Source organism: Streptomyces sp. H27-D2 (assembly GCF_035828615.1).
GTDB lineage: Bacteria > Actinomycetota > Actinomycetes > Streptomycetales > Streptomycetaceae > Streptomyces.
Map to the genome: position 1 here is coordinate 1 of NZ_JAYMZR010000091.1, position 17276 is coordinate 17276.

Consider the following 17276-nt stretch of genomic DNA (forward strand, 5'->3'; position numbering starts at 1 on the left):
CACCCAGACCCTGCGTGAAATCGCCGAACGCCTCCTGGAACCAAGGAGGTTGCGTTCCAACCCCAGAGTCATCAAACGCAAGATGTCCAACTGGGCCGTCAAACGTACCGAACACAGCAACCAACCCCGGCCCCCCGAACCCACCGCCACCATCGTCGGCCCCACCAAACCCAAACCGACCCGCCGGAAAAATCCCTAAAAAACCGGTACCGGTATTGCTCCTAGTCCACATTTTCACGAGTCAGCCCGCTCGCGGCCTTGCAGAAATCCAGAGGCACTTCTAAATTTAGAAGACTCTCTAAGTTTCGGTGAAGGGGTGTGCGCGTATGCAGACGGTCGAAGGGGGGCTGCGTGAGCAGCACAAGGCCCAGCGACGGTTCCGGATCCTGAAGTCGACGCGCGAACTCCTGCGGGACAGCCCGGACTCGGTGATCAGTGCCGAGCGGATCGCCGAGCGCGCGGAGGTCGCCCCGGCCACGGTGTATAACCTGATCGGACCGCGGGACAAGATCTGGGAGGCGCTCGCCGCCGGGTTCATGGACGAACTCGAGCGCCGCCTGGCGGCGCTGGGAGGCGGTGGCCCGCGGGAGGTTGTCAGGTCGACCGTCCGGCTGTTCGTGGGCGACCCGGTCGTGTCACGTCGCATGGTGCGTGAGTGGGAGGAAAGCGGCCTCGTCCTCGACCGCAGTCCGCTCACCCAGCTCCGCCGGGCGATGGCGGACACACAAGCACAAGGCCTCCTGCGCGCCGACATCGACACCGACGCGCTGGCCGCCGTTGTCGCCACCTCGTGCGTGGGCGCGCTGCATCAGTGGGTCGCTGCTTTGATCGATGACGACCACTTCCTCACGCGTGCTCTGTTCACGCTGGACGTGGCGCTCGCCGCGGCGGCTGCCGATCCCTACCGCGACCAGCTGCTGGCGCCGCTGCGAACCCGGGGCGCGGTATGACCGCCGGCGCACGGCCACGCCCCCGACGCTTCGCGGGCCGCGGCGGGATCCTGCTCGCGGCGGACGTGTGGGGCGAGGCGTCCTCGCCGCCTCTTGTCCTGCTGCACGGCGGCGGCCAGACGCGACACGCCTGGGACTGGACCGGCCCCCGGCTGGCCGCGCTGGGGTGGCAGGTCATCGCCCCGGACCTGCGCGGGCACGGCACCAGCGCATGGTCAGCCGATGGTGACTACGACCTCGGCCTGTTCGCCGAGGACGTCCGGGCGCTCGTCGCTGACCTCGGCGACCGGCCGGTGCTCATCGGTGCCTCGCTCGGAGGCCTGAGTTCGCTGCTCGCCGCCGGAGAGGCACCCCGGGCGGCGATTCGCGCTCTGGTGCTGGTCGATGTCGCCCATCGACCGGATCCCCGCGGGTTTCGCCGGATCGTCGAGTTCATGCGCCGCCGGCCGGACGGATTCGCCAGCGTCGGGGAAGCGGCCGCGGCGGCCTCCGCCCACCTGCCGCGCCGCCCACGTCCGGACGACCCCGAGGGGATACGCAACAACCTGCGACGCCACGGCGATCGCTGGGTCTGGCACTGGGACCCCCGGATGCTGGACAGCTTCGAGGACCGGATGGACCCGCCCGGCATGGCGGAGCGTCTCCTCGACGCCGCGCGCCACGCCGACGTGCCGATCCTGCTCGTCCGCGGCCAGATCAGCGACGTGGTGCGCGAGGACATCGCCGAGCAGTTCTGTGCCAGGGTTCCCCACGCGCGGCGCGTCGATGTGGCCGACGCGGGGCACATGGTGGCCGGCGACCGGAACGAGCACTTCATCGATGCGATCGTCCCGTTCCTGGAAGGGATCGAGTGAGCGTGCGACCCAGCTGGGGTCAGGGTGCACGCACGGCGCCGAACGGCTGTCCCACGCGGCCTTCGAGGCGCTGCACCACCGCTCCGGCCACGCGCTCAGCTGCTCCGGCCTCCAGCAGCTGTCACGCTGGAGGCCGGTGAGCCTGCTGTCCGGCCAGGTGTTGCCGCACGTCCCCGGCCGGCCGCCGACCGCGGCAATGCGCGAAGCAGCCGGGGAGCTGCGGACGGCGGCGCAGGCCTACTGGCGCTTCCACACCGATCGCTCCTACCAACGCGACCACGCCACCCGCTACCAGCACGAATTCGCTCCAGCAGCATGAACAACAACCCGCAGGTCACTCAGGAAGCAACACACCCCCGCCGTATTGGCCCGCGCCGCGCAACCGCAGGAGGGCCCCGCGGGCCCCCAGGTCAGCCGCCGGTCGCTCTTGGCCGACCTCGCCAACCTCACCGACCGCAGCACCCGCCAGGCCCAGCACATCGTCCAACTCGAACAACGGCTGTCCCACGTCCTCGGTCAGGACGCCTGGCGCGCCGCCGGACTCGGAGCCCCCACCGACATCGACGCCCTTCAGGAGAAGATCGCCCACCTCGAACAGCAGGTCGCCGAGCTCGCCTCGCGGCTCGGTGAACGCGACGAGGATCTGGCAGCCGCTCGGGCCACCAACCGCGAGTTGATGACCCAGCTCAACAGCAGCCCACGCCGATCCCGGTGAAACCAAGAGCGGAGGTCACCCGGCTTTCCCGGCCGCGTCTCCGCTCTCAGCTGTTCTGAAGCCCGTATTCCGAAGCCGTAGGGGAGGTCGTACAGACCGGTGGGGGTGGTGTCGGTACCCTGTCTGCGCTTGCCGCCCTCGGCAAGACCCTTCGCCCCGAACCGGGCGGGCGCGCTGCCGGCCGCGATCCACTTGCCGCCCCGGCCGGTCCCACCAGGTCAGCGTCCCCGTCGTGGCACCGGTGCGGGGCGCGACGGCGGTGATCAGCTGACTGCCCCCGCCGGTGTCGGCCAGCCGGACGGCAGCGGCGGGCCGCTGCCGTCCGGGGTCAGGGCGAACAGGACGGCAGAGAGCGCGACACCGGCAAGCACGACGGCCACGGCAACCCCCGAAGGGAGAGGGACGGTTGCTCAGAAGTTACTGGGCGGCAGCGGAAGAGGCAGCCCGGGCAGGCCGTCGATGCTCTGTGCGATGTGGTCCTTCTTGGTGAAGTACGCGCTCAGCGAGGCGTCGTCCTCACGCGAGAAGCGCTTGCCGTGCAGGTCGCGATCTTCGTCGTACGACATGAAGGGCACCCCGTATCCGCAGGAGTCACGGACGAGTTCGGCCGTCACCACGATGATCGCGCGCAGCCCGTGCAGGGCCGGGTCGATGCCCGGGAAGTGTGCGAGCAGTTCCTTGAAGCGCGGGTCGTCACGGAAGACGGGCTCGCCCCGGCCGTGCACCCGAACGATGTTGGGCGGCCCCTGGAAGGCGCACCACATCACCGTGATCCGGCCGTTCTCCCGCAGGTGCGCGATGGTCTCGGCAGTGCTGCCGGCGAAGTCGAGATAGGCGACCCGCTCCTCGTCGAGCACCGCGAAGGAGCCCTTGAGGCCCTTGGGGGAGAGGTTGACCGTGCCGTCGCCGACCAGCGGGGCAGTCGCGGTGAAGAATATCGGCTGCTGCTCTATGAAGGTGCGCAGCCGGCCGTCGATGCGTTCGTAAGTCTTTCCCATGCCTAAGGATTATGTAAGGAAAATATTCGCCTGTCTAACGAACCCGTCCGGCCCAGTCGCGGACCTTGGCGTTCTCGTCCACCAACAGGGCTTGCAGGGCCCGGAGTTGACGGAGCTCGCCCTGTGCGGCGAGTTCAAGCAACCTCCGTGCACGACACCTGTCGCGTGACGATGTCGCTGCTAGCGCAGGGGCTGACCAGTAGGAACGTTGATGAACGGACAGGCAACCCGACAGCGGACCCCACAGAAGCGACATGCCCGCAGGAGGAGCGGGGACCGGGTCCAGGCCCCGCAACAACTCGCGATGCTGCTCACCACGATGACCACGGTGGACTGGGCCCCGATCTGGTCCCGCCCGCCGACCCCCGGGCCGAAACTCGGGGCGTGGTGCGACCGATGCGGCTTCACGCCGAAGGACTACTGCAGGGACCTGCTCCTCACGACCGCGGACGGCGGCTACCTCCACTTCGCGGCCGGCGGAAACTGGTCACCGGTCAAGTTGATCAGGCACACAGCCTGGAGCATCGGTGCATCGGACGAATCGGAGAACGCTCAGGTGGTGGACCGCGCCGGAGCGACATGGCCCAGCTTCCTCGACGCGGCCCGCACAGTCCTGGGCGAGCCCACATGGACCGGCGCTTGGGACGCCACCGACTTCCCCCAACCCGAGCAGAAATCCTGGGCCCCGTACGAGGTTCGCGAACTGAACCGCAGCCCCTACCGGCTCGCCTTCTGGCAGCCGGCCACGCCCACGGATCCGACCTTCGTGTTGAAAATCAACCTCCCGGTCTACACGGTCAGGGAGGGACTCGGCCCTGGTGCCGCCAACATCGCCCTCGACCTCTACGCCCCCACCGGTGCGCCCAGGGCGCGAACCCCGACCGGTCACGACCCTCAGTACTGTTCCGCCACCCACTCGTACCAGTCACTCATGCCCTCACCTGTGGTCGCAGACACGGTCAGCACCCGCACCTTCGGATTCACCGAACGCGCGTACCCCTCGCAGCGCTCGACGTCGAAATCGACGTAGGGCAGCAGATCAATTTTATTGATGATGACCAGATCCGCGGCGGCGAACATATACGGGTATTTCAGTGGCTTGTCCGTGCCCTCGGTGACCGAGATGATGACGACCTTGCTGCGCTCACCCAGATCGAACAGAGCAGGGCACACCAGGTTGCCCACGTTCTCGACCAGGATCAGCGACCCGGGGGCGGGAGACAAGGAGGTGAGGGCGCTGTGCATCATCTCCGCGTCGAGATGACATCCTGCCCCGGTGTTCACCTGAACCACCTCGCATCCGGCTTTCTTGATTCGGTCGGCATCCAGCGTGGTTTCCTGGTCGCCTTCGATGACCGCCACCGCCCGACTGCCCGCGAGATCGCCGATCGTGCGCTCCAGCAGGGTGGTCTTTCCGGCTCCCGGTGAACTCATCAGATTCACTGCCACGATCCCCTGGGCGCCCAGCCATTCGCGGTTGTGATCCGCGACATCCTCATTCTTGGCGAGCACCCTCCGCTCAAGAGTGATCGTTTCACTGTTCACCGGATGACTGTGCCCGTCCCCATGGGAATGCGAATGCGCCGGGGTACGCCCATGCGGGTGCGTGTGAGCCGAAGCATCGGCTGCCTGCGGCAGGGAAATCCTGATTCCGCTCCCGGTGCCACCGTCCGCGTTGCAGCCGCAGGTACCACACATACGTCAGCCTACTTTCATCGAAATGATCTGTAGCTCCTGTCCCGATGTGATCTGCACATCGGCGCTGCCGCAGGGGCAGAGGAGAACAAGATCGGCCAAGGTGAATTCGGTGTCGCATACACGGCAGTGTCCAGCTCCGGCGGGCTGGTCGATCTCGAGGCGCGCGCCCTCGGCCGCTGTTCCCGCGGTAACCAGATCGAAGCAGAAGCGCATCGAGTCAGCCATCACCGCAGTAAGCATTCCCACCCGGACGGTCACCACATGCACCGGCCTGCCGGCTGCGCGTTCGCATACCGCGTCAACGACGCTCTGTGCGATCGACAATTCATGCATCAGCGCCTCACTTCAGCGTCACTATCAGGAACGCAAGATCTGTCGCCGCCCGGTCAACATGCTGACCAGCCGTCTTTCTTGGGCGAATCACTCGTTCGGCCCAATCCGAGCGCGGGTGGCTGCCTGCTCACCACCGCTCACAGGATGCCCCTGTCCTTGCGGAAGCGCCGACCTGGCCCGACCTGGCCTTTGGCAAAACGTCCGCCAAGCCCTCCCGTGACCTGTCGAGTACCCGAATCATCGAGCAGATTCTCGTGTTGACAGAGCGCTCCGACGGAGTCTAAGTGGTACCAATGTGAGCGACACCACACGCGTGAGCCGAAGGCGATCCCGGTAAAGCGATGGATCGTCCGCCGGCCCCGGAAGGCGGCTGCACCATGCCGACAGAGGCTGCAATAAAAGCAGAAGAAACATTGATCCATGTGTTGTGGATCAATGCGGGTCTCAGCTGCGACGGCGATTCGGTGGCACTGACCGCCGCCACCCAGCCCAGCATCGAGGAGATCGCCCTCGGCGCCCTGCCCGGGCTCCCCCAAGTGGCCGTGCACTGGCCGCTCATCGATTTCGAATGCGGACCCAACGGCGGCGCCGACGATTTCCTTGAGTGGTTCTTCAAGGCGGACAGAGGCGAGCTGGAGCCCTTCGTCCTGGTCGTCGAGGGGTCGATCCCCAACGAGCAGCTGCATGACGAGGGCTACTGGTGCGGCTTCGGCAACGATCCCGCCACTGGTCAGCCGATGACCACCAGCGAGTGGCTCGACCGGCTGGCCCCGAAGGCCACCGCCATCGTCGCGGTCGGCACCTGCGCGACCTACGGCGGCATCCACGCCATGGCGGGCAATCCGACCGGGGCCATGGGAGTGCCGGACTATCTGGGCTGGGACTGGAAGTCCAAGGCCGGCATCCCGATCGTGTGCGTCCCCGGCTGCCCCATCCAGCCGGACAACCTTTCGGAAACCCTGACGTATCTGCTGTACATGGCCACCGACCAGGCCCCGATGATCCCCCTCGACGACGCGCTGCGTCCGACATGGCTGTTCGGCCAGACCGTGCACGAGGGCTGCGACCGGGCCGGCTACTACGAGCAGGGCGACTTCGCGACCGAATACGGTTCGCCGAAATGCATCGTCAAGCTCGGCTGCTGGGGCCCCACCGTCAAATGCAACGTGCCGAAGCGCGGCTGGATGAACGGCATCGGCGGCTGCCCCAACGTCGGTGGAATCTGCATCGGCTGCACCATGCCGGGATTCCCGGACAAGTTCATGCCCTTCATGGACGAGCCCCCCGGCGGGAAGCTCTCCACGAACACCGTCGGACTGTACGGCGCGACCATGCGGCGCCTGCGCCACATCACCACGCACACGCTCGACCGGGAGCCCAAGTGGCGCAAGCCCGGAAAAGACCTCACGACCGGCGCCACCCGCACTTGGTGACTCACCGCAACAAACAGAAAGATGAGGCGGCGCAATGACGGCGACGCAACGCAAGGGTGGCAGCGGGAACCAGGGAAAAGACGGCCTGGTGGAGATGGCATGGGACCCCATCACCCGCATTGTCGGCAGCCTGGGCATCTACACGAAGATCGACTTCAAGCAGCGCGTGGTCGCGGAATGCCACAGCACGAGCTCCATCTTCCGCGGCTACTCGGTCTTCATGAAGGGCAAGGACCCTCGCGACGCGCACTTCATCACCAGCCGGATCTGCGGTATCTGCGGTGACAACCACGCGACGTGTTCCTGTTACGCGCAGAACATGGCCTACGGGGTGAAGCCGCCGCACCTCGGCGAATGGATCGTCAACCTCGGCGAGGCCGCGGAATACATGTTCGACCACAACATCTTCCAGGAGAACCTGGTGGGGGTCGACTACTGCGAAAAGATGGTCGCCGAGACCAACCCCGGAGTGCTGGAAAAGGCCAATCGGACCGATTCTCCGCACGCGGACGCCCATGGGTACAAGACCATCGGCGACATCATGCGCTCACTCAATCCCTTCACCGGTGAGTTCTACCGCGAAGCACTCCAGGTGAGCCGCATGACCCGGGAGATGTTCTGCCTGATGGAGGGCCGCCATGTGCATCCCTCCACGCTCTATCCCGGTGGCGTGGGCACCGTCGCGACGATTCAGCTGATGACCGACTACATCACGCGCCTCCAGCGGTACGTCGAGTTCATGAAGAAGGTCGTGCCGATGCACGACGATCTCTTCGACTTCTTCTACGAGGCGCTGCCCGGGTACGAGATGGTCGGGAACCGGCGCATTCTGCTCGGCTGCTGGGGCTCCTTCCAGGATCCCGAACACTGCAACTTCGAGTACAAGGACATGACCAATTGGGGCCGGAAGATGTACGTGACCCCCGGCGTGGTCGTCGACGGGAAACTGGTCACCACCGACCTGGTCAAAATCAACCTGGGCATCCGCATTCTGCTCGGATCGTCGTACTACGGCGACTGGGAAGACCAGGAAATGTTCGTGACGCACGACCCGCTCGGCAATCCGGTAGACCGCCGGCACCCCTGGAACCAGCACACCAACCCGCAGCCGCAGAAGCGGGACCTGGGCGACAAGTACAGCTGGGTCATGTCGCCGCGGTGGTTCGACGGCAAGGACTATCTCGCCCTCGACACCGGTGGCGGACCGCTGGCGCGGCTGTGGACCACGGCGCTGGCCGGGCTGGTCGACATCGGCTACATCAAGGCTACCGGCAACAGCGTGCAGATCAATCTCCCCAAGACCGCGCTCAAGGGTCCGGTGGAGCTGGAATGGCGCATCCCGCAGTGGAGCAACACCATTGAGCGCAACCGGGCGCGCACCTACTTCCAGGCCTACGCGGCCGCCTGCGCGCTGCACTTCGCGGAGAAGGCGCTCGTGGAGATCCGCGCGGGACGCACGAAGACCTGGGAGAAGTTCGAGGTCCCGGAAGAGGCCGTCGGCTGCGGCTTCACAGAGGCGGTGCGCGGCGTCCTCTCGCACCACATGGTGATCCGGGACGGCAAGATCGCCAACTACCATCCGTACCCGCCGACCCCGTGGAACGCGAGCCCGCGCGACTCCTATGGCACACCGGGGCCCTACGAGGACGCGGTGCAGGGCCAGCCGGTCTTCGAGGAGAACGACCGGGAGAACTTCAAGGGCATCGACATCATGCGCACGGTGCGCAGCTTCGACCCCTGTCTGCCGTGCGGGGTGCACATGTATCTCGGCGAGGGCAAGAAGATCGAACGGCTGCACTCCCCCACCCAGTCCGCGGGCAGTGAATGACGTGGCGGAGCACCGCGTATCCCAGGCGCCCGAAGCGACGTCGGCCGACTCCGCGTCCCCCGGCTCTGTTTCCTCCGACTCCGTTTCCTCCGACTCCGCGTCGTCCGACTGGCGTGCGACCGGTGAGCGCATCGACACCCTGATCGCCGCCAGCGCGTCGGGGGGCGCGATCGCTCGTGAACGCAGCGAGGAACTGGTCCGGCTCGTCACGGATTTCTACGGTGCCGGGCTGGAACGGCTGCTCGACCTGCTGTACGAGCAGGGCCATCTGGACGACGACGTCCTGGCCACCTTCGCCGCGGACGAGCTGGTGGCGAGCCTCCTGCTCGTGCACGGACTGCACCCCTACAGCGTGGAGACGCGCGTCGAGAAGGCGCTGGAGAGCGTACGGCCCTATCTGGGCTCGCACGGCGGTGACGTGGAGCTGCTCGGCGTTTCCGACGACGGTGTGGTCGGATTGCGGCTGCTCGGCAGCTGCGACGGCTGCCCGTCCTCCTCGGCCACGCTCAAGCTCGCCGTGCAAGGTGCCGTCGAGGCGGCGGCTCCGGAGATCACCACGATCGAGGTCGAGACCGCCGCCGACGAGGAGTCCAGGGCCTCCGGGCCGATGGTCCCCGTCGACGCGCTGTTCTCCCGGCTCCACGAGACCGCTCCTGCTCCTGACGACGCCGGCTCGTCCTGGGAGCTCGTCCCCGAACTGGCCGACCTCGAACCCGGTGCCGTCAGGCGGTTCACCGCCGGGCTCGTCCCGGTGCTGGCCTGCCGCATCGGCTCGGCCCTGTTCGCCTTCCGGGACCGCTGTGCCCGGTGCGACCGGCCGCTGGAGGGCGCCGTACTGGCCCGGCGGCTGGGCGGCGGCTCCGATGACGGGGTGCTGCGGTGTCCCGCGTGCCATGCGCACTATGACGTACGGCGGGCCGGTGCCTGCGTCGACGCCGAGGACCTGCACCTGGACCCGCTGCCCCTGCTCGCGGACGGCGCGACCGTCTCGGTCGCCGTGCCCACCCCGGCGGCGACATGATCAGCGGAAGCCGTTCGGCCTCACCCGTGGCCTCGCTACTGCGGGTGACGCGCAACCGTCCGCAGCCGGTCGCCGGAGAGCGCTGTGAGATGTGCGCGGAGTCGATCGGCCCGAGTCATGCGCATGTGGTGAACCTGGAGAGCCGGGCCCTGATGTGCGGTTGCCGGGCCTGCTACCTGCTGTTCAGCGATCAGGACGCACACCTGCGCTATCGCGCCGTCCCCGAGCGATATCTGTCGTTCGACGGTCCGACCGTCGACGAACGGACCTGGGACACGTTGCAGATCCCGGTCGGGCTGGCCTTCCTGTTCCGCAATTCCGTCCAGGGCCGCACCATCGCCTTCTATCCGGGTCCTGCGGGCGCCACCGAGTCCGAACTGCCGCTGGACGCCTGGGACACCATCGTCGAGGCCAGCCCCGAACTGGCCGTCCTGCGGGCCGATGTGGAGGCGCTGCTGGTGCGCCGCGGGGACGGCTCCGGCGGGTCCTGCCATCTGGTGCCCATCGACGCCTGCTACGAACTGGTCGGGCGGCTGCGGACCCTGTGGCGCGGCTTCGACGGCGGCCGCGAGGCCCACGATGCGATGGACGCGTTCTTCGCGCACGTGGCGGAGCGCAGCCGGCCCGCTTCCCTGGACGGCCAGTCGTGAGCGGCCTCGGTTTCTCCGTGCTCGATGTCATCGCCGAGCCGTACACCGTCGTGCCGCAACTCACCGCGCGGCTGCGGATCGAGGACGACAGCGGCGAGCGGATCCACGCGATCGTTCTGCGCTGCCAGGTCCGTATCGAGCCGCAGCGACGGCATTACGACGCCGCTGAACAGGACGGGCTGCGCGGCCTGTTCGGCGCTCGGGAGCGATGGTCCGACACTCTCAAGCCCTTCCTGTGGATGCAGTGCAATACGACAGTGCAGGGGTTCACCGGCGCCACCGAGGTCGACCTCGCACTGCCCTGCACCTACGACTTCGACGTGATCGGCTCCCGCTATCTGCACGCCCTCGGCGAGGGCTCGGTGCCACTGACCCTGCTCTTCTCGGGCACGGTGTTCACCAAGGGGACCGCCGGCTTCGGTGTACGGCAGGTGTCGTGGGACTGCGAGGCCCGCCATCAGATGCCGGTCGCGGTGTGGCGGCAGATGATCGCGTCCTACTTCCCGAACTCCGGCTGGATCAGATTGGACCAGGACGTGGTCGACCGCATCGCCGATTTCCGCGCCCGGCGCGGGCTGATCAGTTGGGACGAGACCGTACGTACCCTGCTGGCCGACATCGGTGAGGTGGTCTCGTGAACGCGCTGAGTCCGGCCGGTCCCGTGAGCCTCGATCACGTCCGCACGATCGCCGACGCAGTGCTCTACGAGGGGTATCTGCTCTACCCGTACCGGGCGAGTTCGCACAAGAATCAATCACGCTGGCAGTTCGGAGTCCTCGGGCCGCCTTCCGCGTCCCCGTCGAGCTTCAGCGAGGACCCGGGCATGGAGATGCAGTGCCTGCTCGCGGCCCCGCATGAGCCGCCCGGTGGAGTCACCATCCATCTGCGCTTCCTCCAACTGCAGGTCCGCGCGGTGCAACAGCGCGACGAGGACGGCGGCTACAGCGCGGTCGAACAGCTCACCGTCGATGGCGTGTCGGTGCTCAGCTGGGACGAGGCCGTGGAGCGGGAAGTGACCCTGCCCGTACTCGCGTGGAACGAAGCGACCGATCAACTCCACCGCATCACCGGTGGATCGGAGACCGAGCCCCTGACCGACCTGCACGGCACCGAGGTGGGCCGCATCGTACGACGCCGTCAGCCGCTGGCGGCCCGGATCCGTACGCGCTGGGCGCTCGATGACGGATTCGTCCGGCTGTCAGTGTCGGTGGACAACGAGCATCCCGATACCGCCGCCGACAAGGACTCCGCGATCCGCGCCTCGCTGATCGGCTCGCACCTGCTCCTCCAGGCCCACGGCGCCGAGTTCGTCTCGCTGCGCGAACCCTCCGACGAGGCGGCCGGTGCGGCGGGCCGCTGCCGGCAGCGCCGGTGCTGGCCGGTGCTGGCCGGCCCCAGCGGGACAACCGACACCGTGCTCGGCGCGCCCATCATTCTGTACGACCACCCGGAGGTGGCGGAACAGAGCGCCGGCGCCCTGTTCGACTCCACCGAGATCGACGAGATCCTGACCCTGCGCGTGATGACGATGACGGACGAGGAGAAGGCGGAGGCCCGGGCCACCGACCCCCGGGCGCGGGAAATCATCGATCGTTGTGACGGCATGTCGGCCGCGGACCTGCAACAGCTGCACGGCCTCCTGCGCGATCCGCACGCCCCGCCGACGGGTCCCAGCACAAGAAAGACCGCCGGTCCCTCTGACGCCGGTACGACCCACTTCGACACCTGCGGCGTGCCCTGGTGGGACCCCGCGACCGACGCCGCGGTGCGACCCGAGTCCGACGCGGTCGTCATCAACGGTGTCCGGGTGGCCAAGGGCAGCCTTGTCCGGGTACATCCGTCCCGCCGCGCCGACGCTCAGGACCTGTTCTTCGCCGACCAGGTGGCGCGGGTGACCGCAGTGCTCTCGGACGTCGACGGGGGCGTGCACGTCGCCCTGGTCCTCGTCGACGATCCGGCGGCGGACCTGCACGACTGGTACGGCCGCTACTTCTACTTCGCCCCCGACGAGTTGGAGCCCCTGCCCGTCGAGAGCCCCATGGAACACCGAGAGGAGACCCCATCGTGAGAACCCTGGGCATGATCACCACAGGCGTGGCCGCAGCCGTGGCGCTGGTCGCCGTGGCTGTGGGAGTGAAGTCGATCCCTGACATCCGCCGGTATCTGAGAATGCGCTCGATGTGAGCGAGGGAGCGGGCCCGATCGCGGGTGCACCCTGCGTGGAACAGGCGTCCGCGTCCACCGCCCCAGCCGCCACGGGTCAGTCCTGACGTGGCCGGAGGCGTGTTGGTCGCGGGCGTCGGCAATCTCTTTCTCGGCGATGACGGCTTCGGTCCCGAGGTGGTGCGCCGGCTGGCCGGACCCCACAGCCTCCCGCCGCGGGTCCAGGTGGTCGACTACGGCATTCGCGGTATGCACCTCGCCTATGACCTGCTCAACGGCTACGACGTCTTGGTCCTGGTCGACACCTACCCCGGGGGCGGACCTCCCGGGGAGGTGACGGTGCTGGAAATCACCGCGGAGCACCTCGGTACGGGTGAATTCGACGCGCACGGCATGAATCCGGTGTCAGTTCTGGCAAATCTGGATCAATTGGGCGGTACTCTTCCCGTCACCTACCTCGTCGGCTGCACTCCCGCCGGAGTCGAAGAAGGCATCGGGCTCAGTGAGGCTGTCTGTGCCGCGGTACCCGAGGCGATCGACGCGGTACACCGCCTGATCCGTCGTCTGCTGCCGCCCGAACCCATTGCGACCGTCCCGTCCGCCGTTCCCCGGAGGTCCTGATCATGTGCCTTGGCATTCCCGGTCAAGTCGTGGAAATCGTGGACGGGTACGCCGGGCAGCTCGCACTGGTCGACGTGGAGGGCGCACAGCGCCGCATCAACATCGGAATGCTCGACGAGGCCCCCGCCCCCGGCGACTGGGTCCTGCTGCACATGGGCTTCGCGATGGAGGTCATCGACCAGCACAAGGCCCGCGAAGCCCTCTCGGGACTGGAGATGATGGGCCGTGCCCGCACCCACCGGGTGCGGCGCAGGTTCGAGGTGCACGGCGTGGTCCAGGGTGTGGGGTTCAGGCCCTTCGTCTACGTCACCGCCTCGGAACTGGCCCTCGCCGGGTCGGTGGCGAACACCAGCGCCGGCGTGGTCATCGAGGTCGAGGGTGACGCGGAAGCGGTCGAGGAGTTCGGGCAACGGCTGCGCACGGACACACCTCCCCTCGCGATCGTGGAGAGCGTTCAGGAATCCGAACAGCCGACGCGCGGCGGTATGGAGTTCACCATCGAGGACTCCAGCGAGGGCGGCCGCGCCCGCACGTTGGTCTCCCCCGATGTCGCCACCTGCCAGGACTGCCTGACCGAGATGCGCGACCCGGCGAATCGCCGCTACCGCCATCCGTTCATCACCTGCACCCACTGCGGCCCCCGGTTCACGATCGTCACCGGGACTCCCTACGACCGGGCCGCCACGACCATGGCGGCATTCGACATGTGCGACGACTGCCGGGCGGAGTACGACGATCCGGCCGACCGCCGGTTCCACGCCCAGCCGATCGCCTGTCACTCCTGCGGACCCCGGCTCGAACTGATCCGCAAGGACTCCGGGCACCAGGAGCGGGGTGAGGACGCCCTGCGGGCAGCGCGCGAACTCCTCGCCGAAGGCAAGATCCTCGCGATCAAGGGACTCGGCGGCTACCACCTCGCGTGCGATGCCCGCAACGACGCGGCCGTAGCCGAGCTGCGTCACCGTAAGCAGCGCGGCGGCAAGCCGTTCGCGGTCATGGTCTCCGGTCCCGAGGTCGCCGGAAAACTGGTGACCATGACCGGGGAGGAGATCGAGCTGCTCTCCGGCATCCGCAGGCCGATCGTGCTCCTGCCCCGGCTCCGGGCGGAGCCGGGGACCGGGGTGTCCAACGCTGTGGCGCCGGGCAATCCTGACCTCGGACTGCTTCTCCCCTACCCCCCGCTGCACGTGCTGCTCTTCGGGATCGGGGACGACCGGCCGGGCCCCGGCGCGCTGGTGATGACCTCCGCCAATCTGGCCGGGGAGCCCATCGTCACCGACGACGCCGAAGCCCTGACGGGCCTGGCTCCGCTGGTCGACGCCTGGCTGCGGCACGACCGGACCATCCACGTCCCGTGCGACGACTCGGTCAGCCGGTTCGTCGCCGGTGCGGAGCTCCCGATCCGCAGGTCCCGCGGATACGCGCCGCTGCCTCTCGCCCTGCCGTTCGACGTGCCGCCGACCCTCGCGGTCGGCGCGGACCTGAAGAACACCTGCGCGCTGGGGGAAGGCCGCTACGCCTGGATCAGTCAGCACATCGGCGACATGGACGACCTGTCCACCGTCGAAGCACTGACCCGGACCGAGGAACACCTCGAACGCCTCACCGGCGTCGACCCCGGGCAGCTGGTGGCCGACCGGCACCCCGACTACCGGTCCGGCGACTGGGCGCACACCCGCGCGAACGGCAGGCCGGTGCGGACGGTGCAGCACCACCACGCGCACATCGCGTCCGTGATGGGCGAGCACGGGCTCGGCTCCGGCGAGAGCGTGATCGGGGTCGCCTTCGACGGCACCGGCTACGGAACCGACGGAGCCGTCTGGGGCGGCGAGGCACTGATCGCCGGCTACAAGTCGTTCCGCCGGGCGGCGCACCTCGGTTACGTGCCCCTGGCGGGCGGCGACGCCAGTGTGCTGCGCCCCTACCGGATGGCGCTCACCCACCTGCGCGCCGCCGGAATCGCCTGGGACGACGACCTGCCGGCAGTCCGCGCCTGCCCCGCCAGGGAACGGGACGTACTGGCCCACCAGTTGGAGACCGGATTCGGCTGCGTGCCCACATCGAGCATGGGCCGACTCTTCGACGCCATCGCCTCACTGGCCGGAGTCCGCCATCAGGTGGAGTACGAAGCGGAAGCGGCCATCGAGCTGGAAGGCCTGGCCCGCGCCGCAGCAGCGGACCGCGACGAAACGGCGAGCCACTACGCCTTCGCCGTCCGGTCCGCGAACGCCACGAATCCTGCCGTCGCGGATCCGGCCCCGGTGATCCGCGCGATCGTTCGTGACGTACGCGCCGGGATTTCCCCCGAACGCATCGCCGCCCGCTTCCACACGTCCGTCGCCGTACTCATCGTCGACCTCGCGGAGATCTGCCGCGCGCAGACCGGCCTGGAGGTGGTGGCGCTCGGCGGCGGAGTCTTCCAGAACGCCGTGCTGCTGGCGGAGGCGCAGCGCATGCTGACCGGCCGCGGGTTCACCGTCCTGCGCCCCCGGCTGCTCCCCCCGAACGACGGCGGCATCGCCCTCGGCCAGCTGCTGATCGCCGCGTCGGGCTGACCCCCCGCGGCGCCAACGGAACCACCGGGCTCCATACGGAATCACAGAGAAGAGGGACCATGTGTCTGGCAGTTCCGGGGCGTGTCCTCAGTACCGCCGAGGTCGACGGCACCTTGATGGCCCAAGTCGACTTCGGCGGGGTGCGCAAAGAGGTGTGCCTGCAGTACATCCCTGACGTGACGATCGGTGAATACGTCGTCGTCCATGTCGGTTTCGCCATCCAGCGACTCGATGAGCGGTCGGCCCAGGACACGCTGGCCAACTTCGAGAGGCTCGGAATCCTGGCGGAGGAATTCGGTGACGGGTTCGAACTCGCGGCCAAGCACAAGGAAACCCCAGAAGGAGCCGGCAGATGAAGTACCTCGACGAGTTCAGCGACCCTGACCTGGCGAAGAAGCTCCTGGACCAGATCCATGCCGCCACCACCCGGCAGTGGGCCATGATGGAAGTCTGCGGGGGCCAGACCCATTCGATCATCCGGCACGGAATCGACCAACTGTTGCCCGAAGGCGTCGAGATGATCCACGGACCGGGCTGCCCCGTCTGTGTGACCCCGCTGGAGATCATCGACCGGGCACTGGCCATCGCCGCCCGCCCGGGAGTCATCTTCTGCTCCTTCGGCGACATGCTGCGCGTGCCGGGCAGCAGCCACGACCTGTTCTCCGTCAAGAGCGCGGGCGGGGACGTCCGAGTGGTGTACTCGCCGCTGGACGCACTGAAACTGGCCCGGGAGAACCCGGACCGGGAGGTCGTCTTCTTCGGGATCGGCTTCGAGACGACCGCACCCGCCAACGCGATGACCGTCTACCAGGCCAAGCGCCTGGGCGTGCGGAACTTCTCCCTGCTGGTCTCCCATGTCCTGGTGCCGCCGGCCATCGCGGCCATCATGGAATCCTCCACCTGCCGGGTGCAGGCCTTCCTCGCCGCAGGGCATGTATGCAGCGTGATGGGCACCTCCGAATACCCGCCCCTGGCGGAGAAGTACAAGGTCCCCATCGTGGTCACCGGCTTCGAGCCGCTGGACATCCTCGAAGGCATCCGCCGGACGGTCATTCAGCTTGAGGAAGGCCGCCACGAACTGGAGAACGCCTACCCCCGCGCCGTCCGCGACGAAGGCAACCTCCCCGCCATGGAGATGCTGCGCGATGTCTTCGAGGTGACCGACCGGACGTGGCGGGGCATCGGGATGATCCCGCAGAGCGGCTGGAAACTGTCGGGGGAGTACCGCGAGTTCGATGCCGAACTCCGATTCGATGTGACCGGCATCCGTACCGCCGAGTCCTCACTGTGCAGATCCGGCGAGGTGCTCCAGGGCCTGATCAAGCCGCACGAATGCGCGGCGTTCGGCAAGGAGTGCACCCCGCGCAACCCGCTGGGCGCGACGATGGTGTCGTCCGAGGGCGCCTGCGCCGCGTACTACACCTACCGCCGACTGGAACTGGTCGATGCCAAGTGAC

19 protein-coding genes and 1 pseudogene are annotated in these 17276 nt (G+C 67.8%); 16 read left to right on the plus strand and 4 right to left on the minus strand.

Going from position 1 to position 17276, the window contains the following annotated elements; genetic code table 11:
* From QMK28_RS27235 to QMK28_RS27255, 5 genes are all read left to right on the plus strand, one after another.
* Positions 1 to 199, plus strand: a 199-nt coding sequence (locus QMK28_RS27235; RefSeq protein WP_326442246.1) for a hypothetical protein, incomplete at its 5' end; no start/stop codon positions are given.
* A gap of 127 nt (positions 200 to 326) precedes the next feature.
* Positions 327 to 950, plus strand: a complete 624-nt coding sequence (locus QMK28_RS27240) for a TetR/AcrR family transcriptional regulator (protein WP_326442247.1) — start codon at positions 327 to 329, stop codon at positions 948 to 950.
* Positions 947 to 1804 (plus strand): alpha/beta fold hydrolase, encoded by an 858-nt coding sequence (locus QMK28_RS27245; RefSeq protein WP_326442248.1) that lies wholly within the window; start codon positions 947 to 949, stop codon positions 1802 to 1804. The genes QMK28_RS27240 and QMK28_RS27245 overlap by 4 nt, the downstream gene beginning before the upstream one ends.
* Positions 1770 to 2123, plus strand: coding sequence for a hypothetical protein (locus QMK28_RS27250; protein ID WP_326442249.1), 354 nt, complete (start codon positions 1770 to 1772; stop codon positions 2121 to 2123). The genes QMK28_RS27245 and QMK28_RS27250 overlap by 35 nt, the downstream gene beginning before the upstream one ends.
* A 45-nt stretch (positions 2124 to 2168) precedes the next feature.
* Positions 2169 to 2519: a hypothetical protein gene (locus tag QMK28_RS27255; RefSeq protein ID WP_326442272.1), complete on the plus strand. Its 351-nt coding sequence runs from the start codon at positions 2169 to 2171 to the stop codon at positions 2517 to 2519.
* Positions 2520 to 2577: 58 nt separating this feature from the next.
* Here QMK28_RS27255 and QMK28_RS27260 read toward each other — a convergent pair.
* The 4 genes and pseudogenes from QMK28_RS27260 to QMK28_RS27275 all read right to left on the minus strand — a co-directional run.
* Positions 2578 to 2860, minus strand: a pseudogene (locus QMK28_RS27260) (hypothetical protein); the annotation flags it as partial.
* 69 nt (positions 2861 to 2929) lie between these two features.
* Entirely contained in the window at positions 2930 to 3517 is a 588-nt protein-coding gene (locus tag QMK28_RS27265; RefSeq protein ID WP_326442250.1) for a pyridoxamine 5'-phosphate oxidase family protein, read from the minus strand.
* An 894-nt stretch (positions 3518 to 4411) separates the two neighbouring features.
* Positions 4412 to 5062, minus strand: coding sequence for a hydrogenase nickel incorporation protein HypB (hypB, locus tag QMK28_RS27270; protein WP_326442251.1), 651 nt, complete (start codon positions 5060 to 5062; stop codon positions 4412 to 4414).
* Positions 5063 to 5218: 156 nt separating this feature from the next.
* On the minus strand, positions 5219 to 5548 hold the full coding sequence (locus QMK28_RS27275) for a hydrogenase maturation nickel metallochaperone HypA/HybF (RefSeq protein ID WP_326442252.1): 330 nt from the start codon (positions 5546 to 5548) through the stop codon (positions 5219 to 5221).
* A 377-nt stretch (positions 5549 to 5925) separates the two neighbouring features.
* Here QMK28_RS27275 and QMK28_RS27280 point away from each other — a divergent pair, with 377 nt between their 5' ends.
* The 11 genes from QMK28_RS27280 (at position 5926) to hypD (ending at position 17275) form a co-directional block, all read left to right on the plus strand.
* Positions 5926 to 6981 carry a hydrogenase expression protein HypE gene (locus tag QMK28_RS27280; protein WP_326442253.1) on the plus strand — a complete coding sequence of 352 codons (1056 nt, stop codon included), beginning with the start codon at positions 5926 to 5928 and terminating at the stop codon, positions 6979 to 6981.
* 34 nt (positions 6982 to 7015) lie between these two features.
* Complete coding sequence (locus QMK28_RS27285) at positions 7016 to 8809, plus strand: nickel-dependent hydrogenase large subunit (RefSeq protein WP_326442254.1); 1794 nt, start codon at positions 7016 to 7018, stop codon at positions 8807 to 8809.
* Between the two features lies 1 nt (position 8810).
* On the plus strand, positions 8811 to 9830 hold the full coding sequence (locus tag QMK28_RS27290) for a NifU family protein (protein ID WP_326442255.1): 1020 nt from the start codon (positions 8811 to 8813) through the stop codon (positions 9828 to 9830).
* A gap of 44 nt (positions 9831 to 9874) precedes the next feature.
* Positions 9875 to 10480, plus strand: a complete 606-nt coding sequence (locus tag QMK28_RS27295) for a DUF5947 family protein (RefSeq protein WP_326442256.1) — start codon at positions 9875 to 9877, stop codon at positions 10478 to 10480.
* Positions 10477 to 11118, plus strand: coding sequence for a DUF6084 family protein (locus QMK28_RS27300; RefSeq protein ID WP_326442257.1), 642 nt, complete (start codon positions 10477 to 10479; stop codon positions 11116 to 11118). Before QMK28_RS27295 ends, QMK28_RS27300 begins: the two co-directional genes overlap by 4 nt.
* Positions 11115 to 12548, plus strand: coding sequence for a hypothetical protein (locus QMK28_RS27305; RefSeq protein ID WP_326442258.1), 1434 nt, complete (start codon positions 11115 to 11117; stop codon positions 12546 to 12548). The genes QMK28_RS27300 and QMK28_RS27305 overlap by 4 nt, the downstream gene beginning before the upstream one ends.
* Positions 12545 to 12664, plus strand: a complete 120-nt coding sequence (locus tag QMK28_RS34415; protein ID WP_374117127.1) for a DUF6893 family small protein — start codon at positions 12545 to 12547, stop codon at positions 12662 to 12664. The genes QMK28_RS27305 and QMK28_RS34415 overlap by 4 nt, the downstream gene beginning before the upstream one ends.
* An 87-nt stretch (positions 12665 to 12751) precedes the next feature.
* A complete protein-coding gene (locus QMK28_RS27310; RefSeq protein ID WP_326442259.1) occupies positions 12752 to 13264 on the plus strand; it encodes a hydrogenase maturation protease in 513 nt (170 codons plus the stop codon).
* Positions 13265 to 13266: 2 nt separating this feature from the next.
* Positions 13267 to 15819, plus strand: a complete 2553-nt coding sequence (gene hypF, locus QMK28_RS27315; protein ID WP_326442260.1) for a carbamoyltransferase HypF — start codon at positions 13267 to 13269, stop codon at positions 15817 to 15819.
* 59 nt (positions 15820 to 15878) lie between these two features.
* Entirely contained in the window at positions 15879 to 16175 is a 297-nt protein-coding gene (locus QMK28_RS27320; RefSeq protein ID WP_326442261.1) for a HypC/HybG/HupF family hydrogenase formation chaperone, read from the plus strand.
* A complete protein-coding gene (gene hypD / locus QMK28_RS27325) occupies positions 16172 to 17275 on the plus strand; it encodes a hydrogenase formation protein HypD (protein ID WP_326442262.1) in 1104 nt (367 codons plus the stop codon). Before QMK28_RS27320 ends, hypD begins: the two co-directional genes overlap by 4 nt.
* The last annotated feature ends 1 nt before the right edge of the window (position 17276 follow it).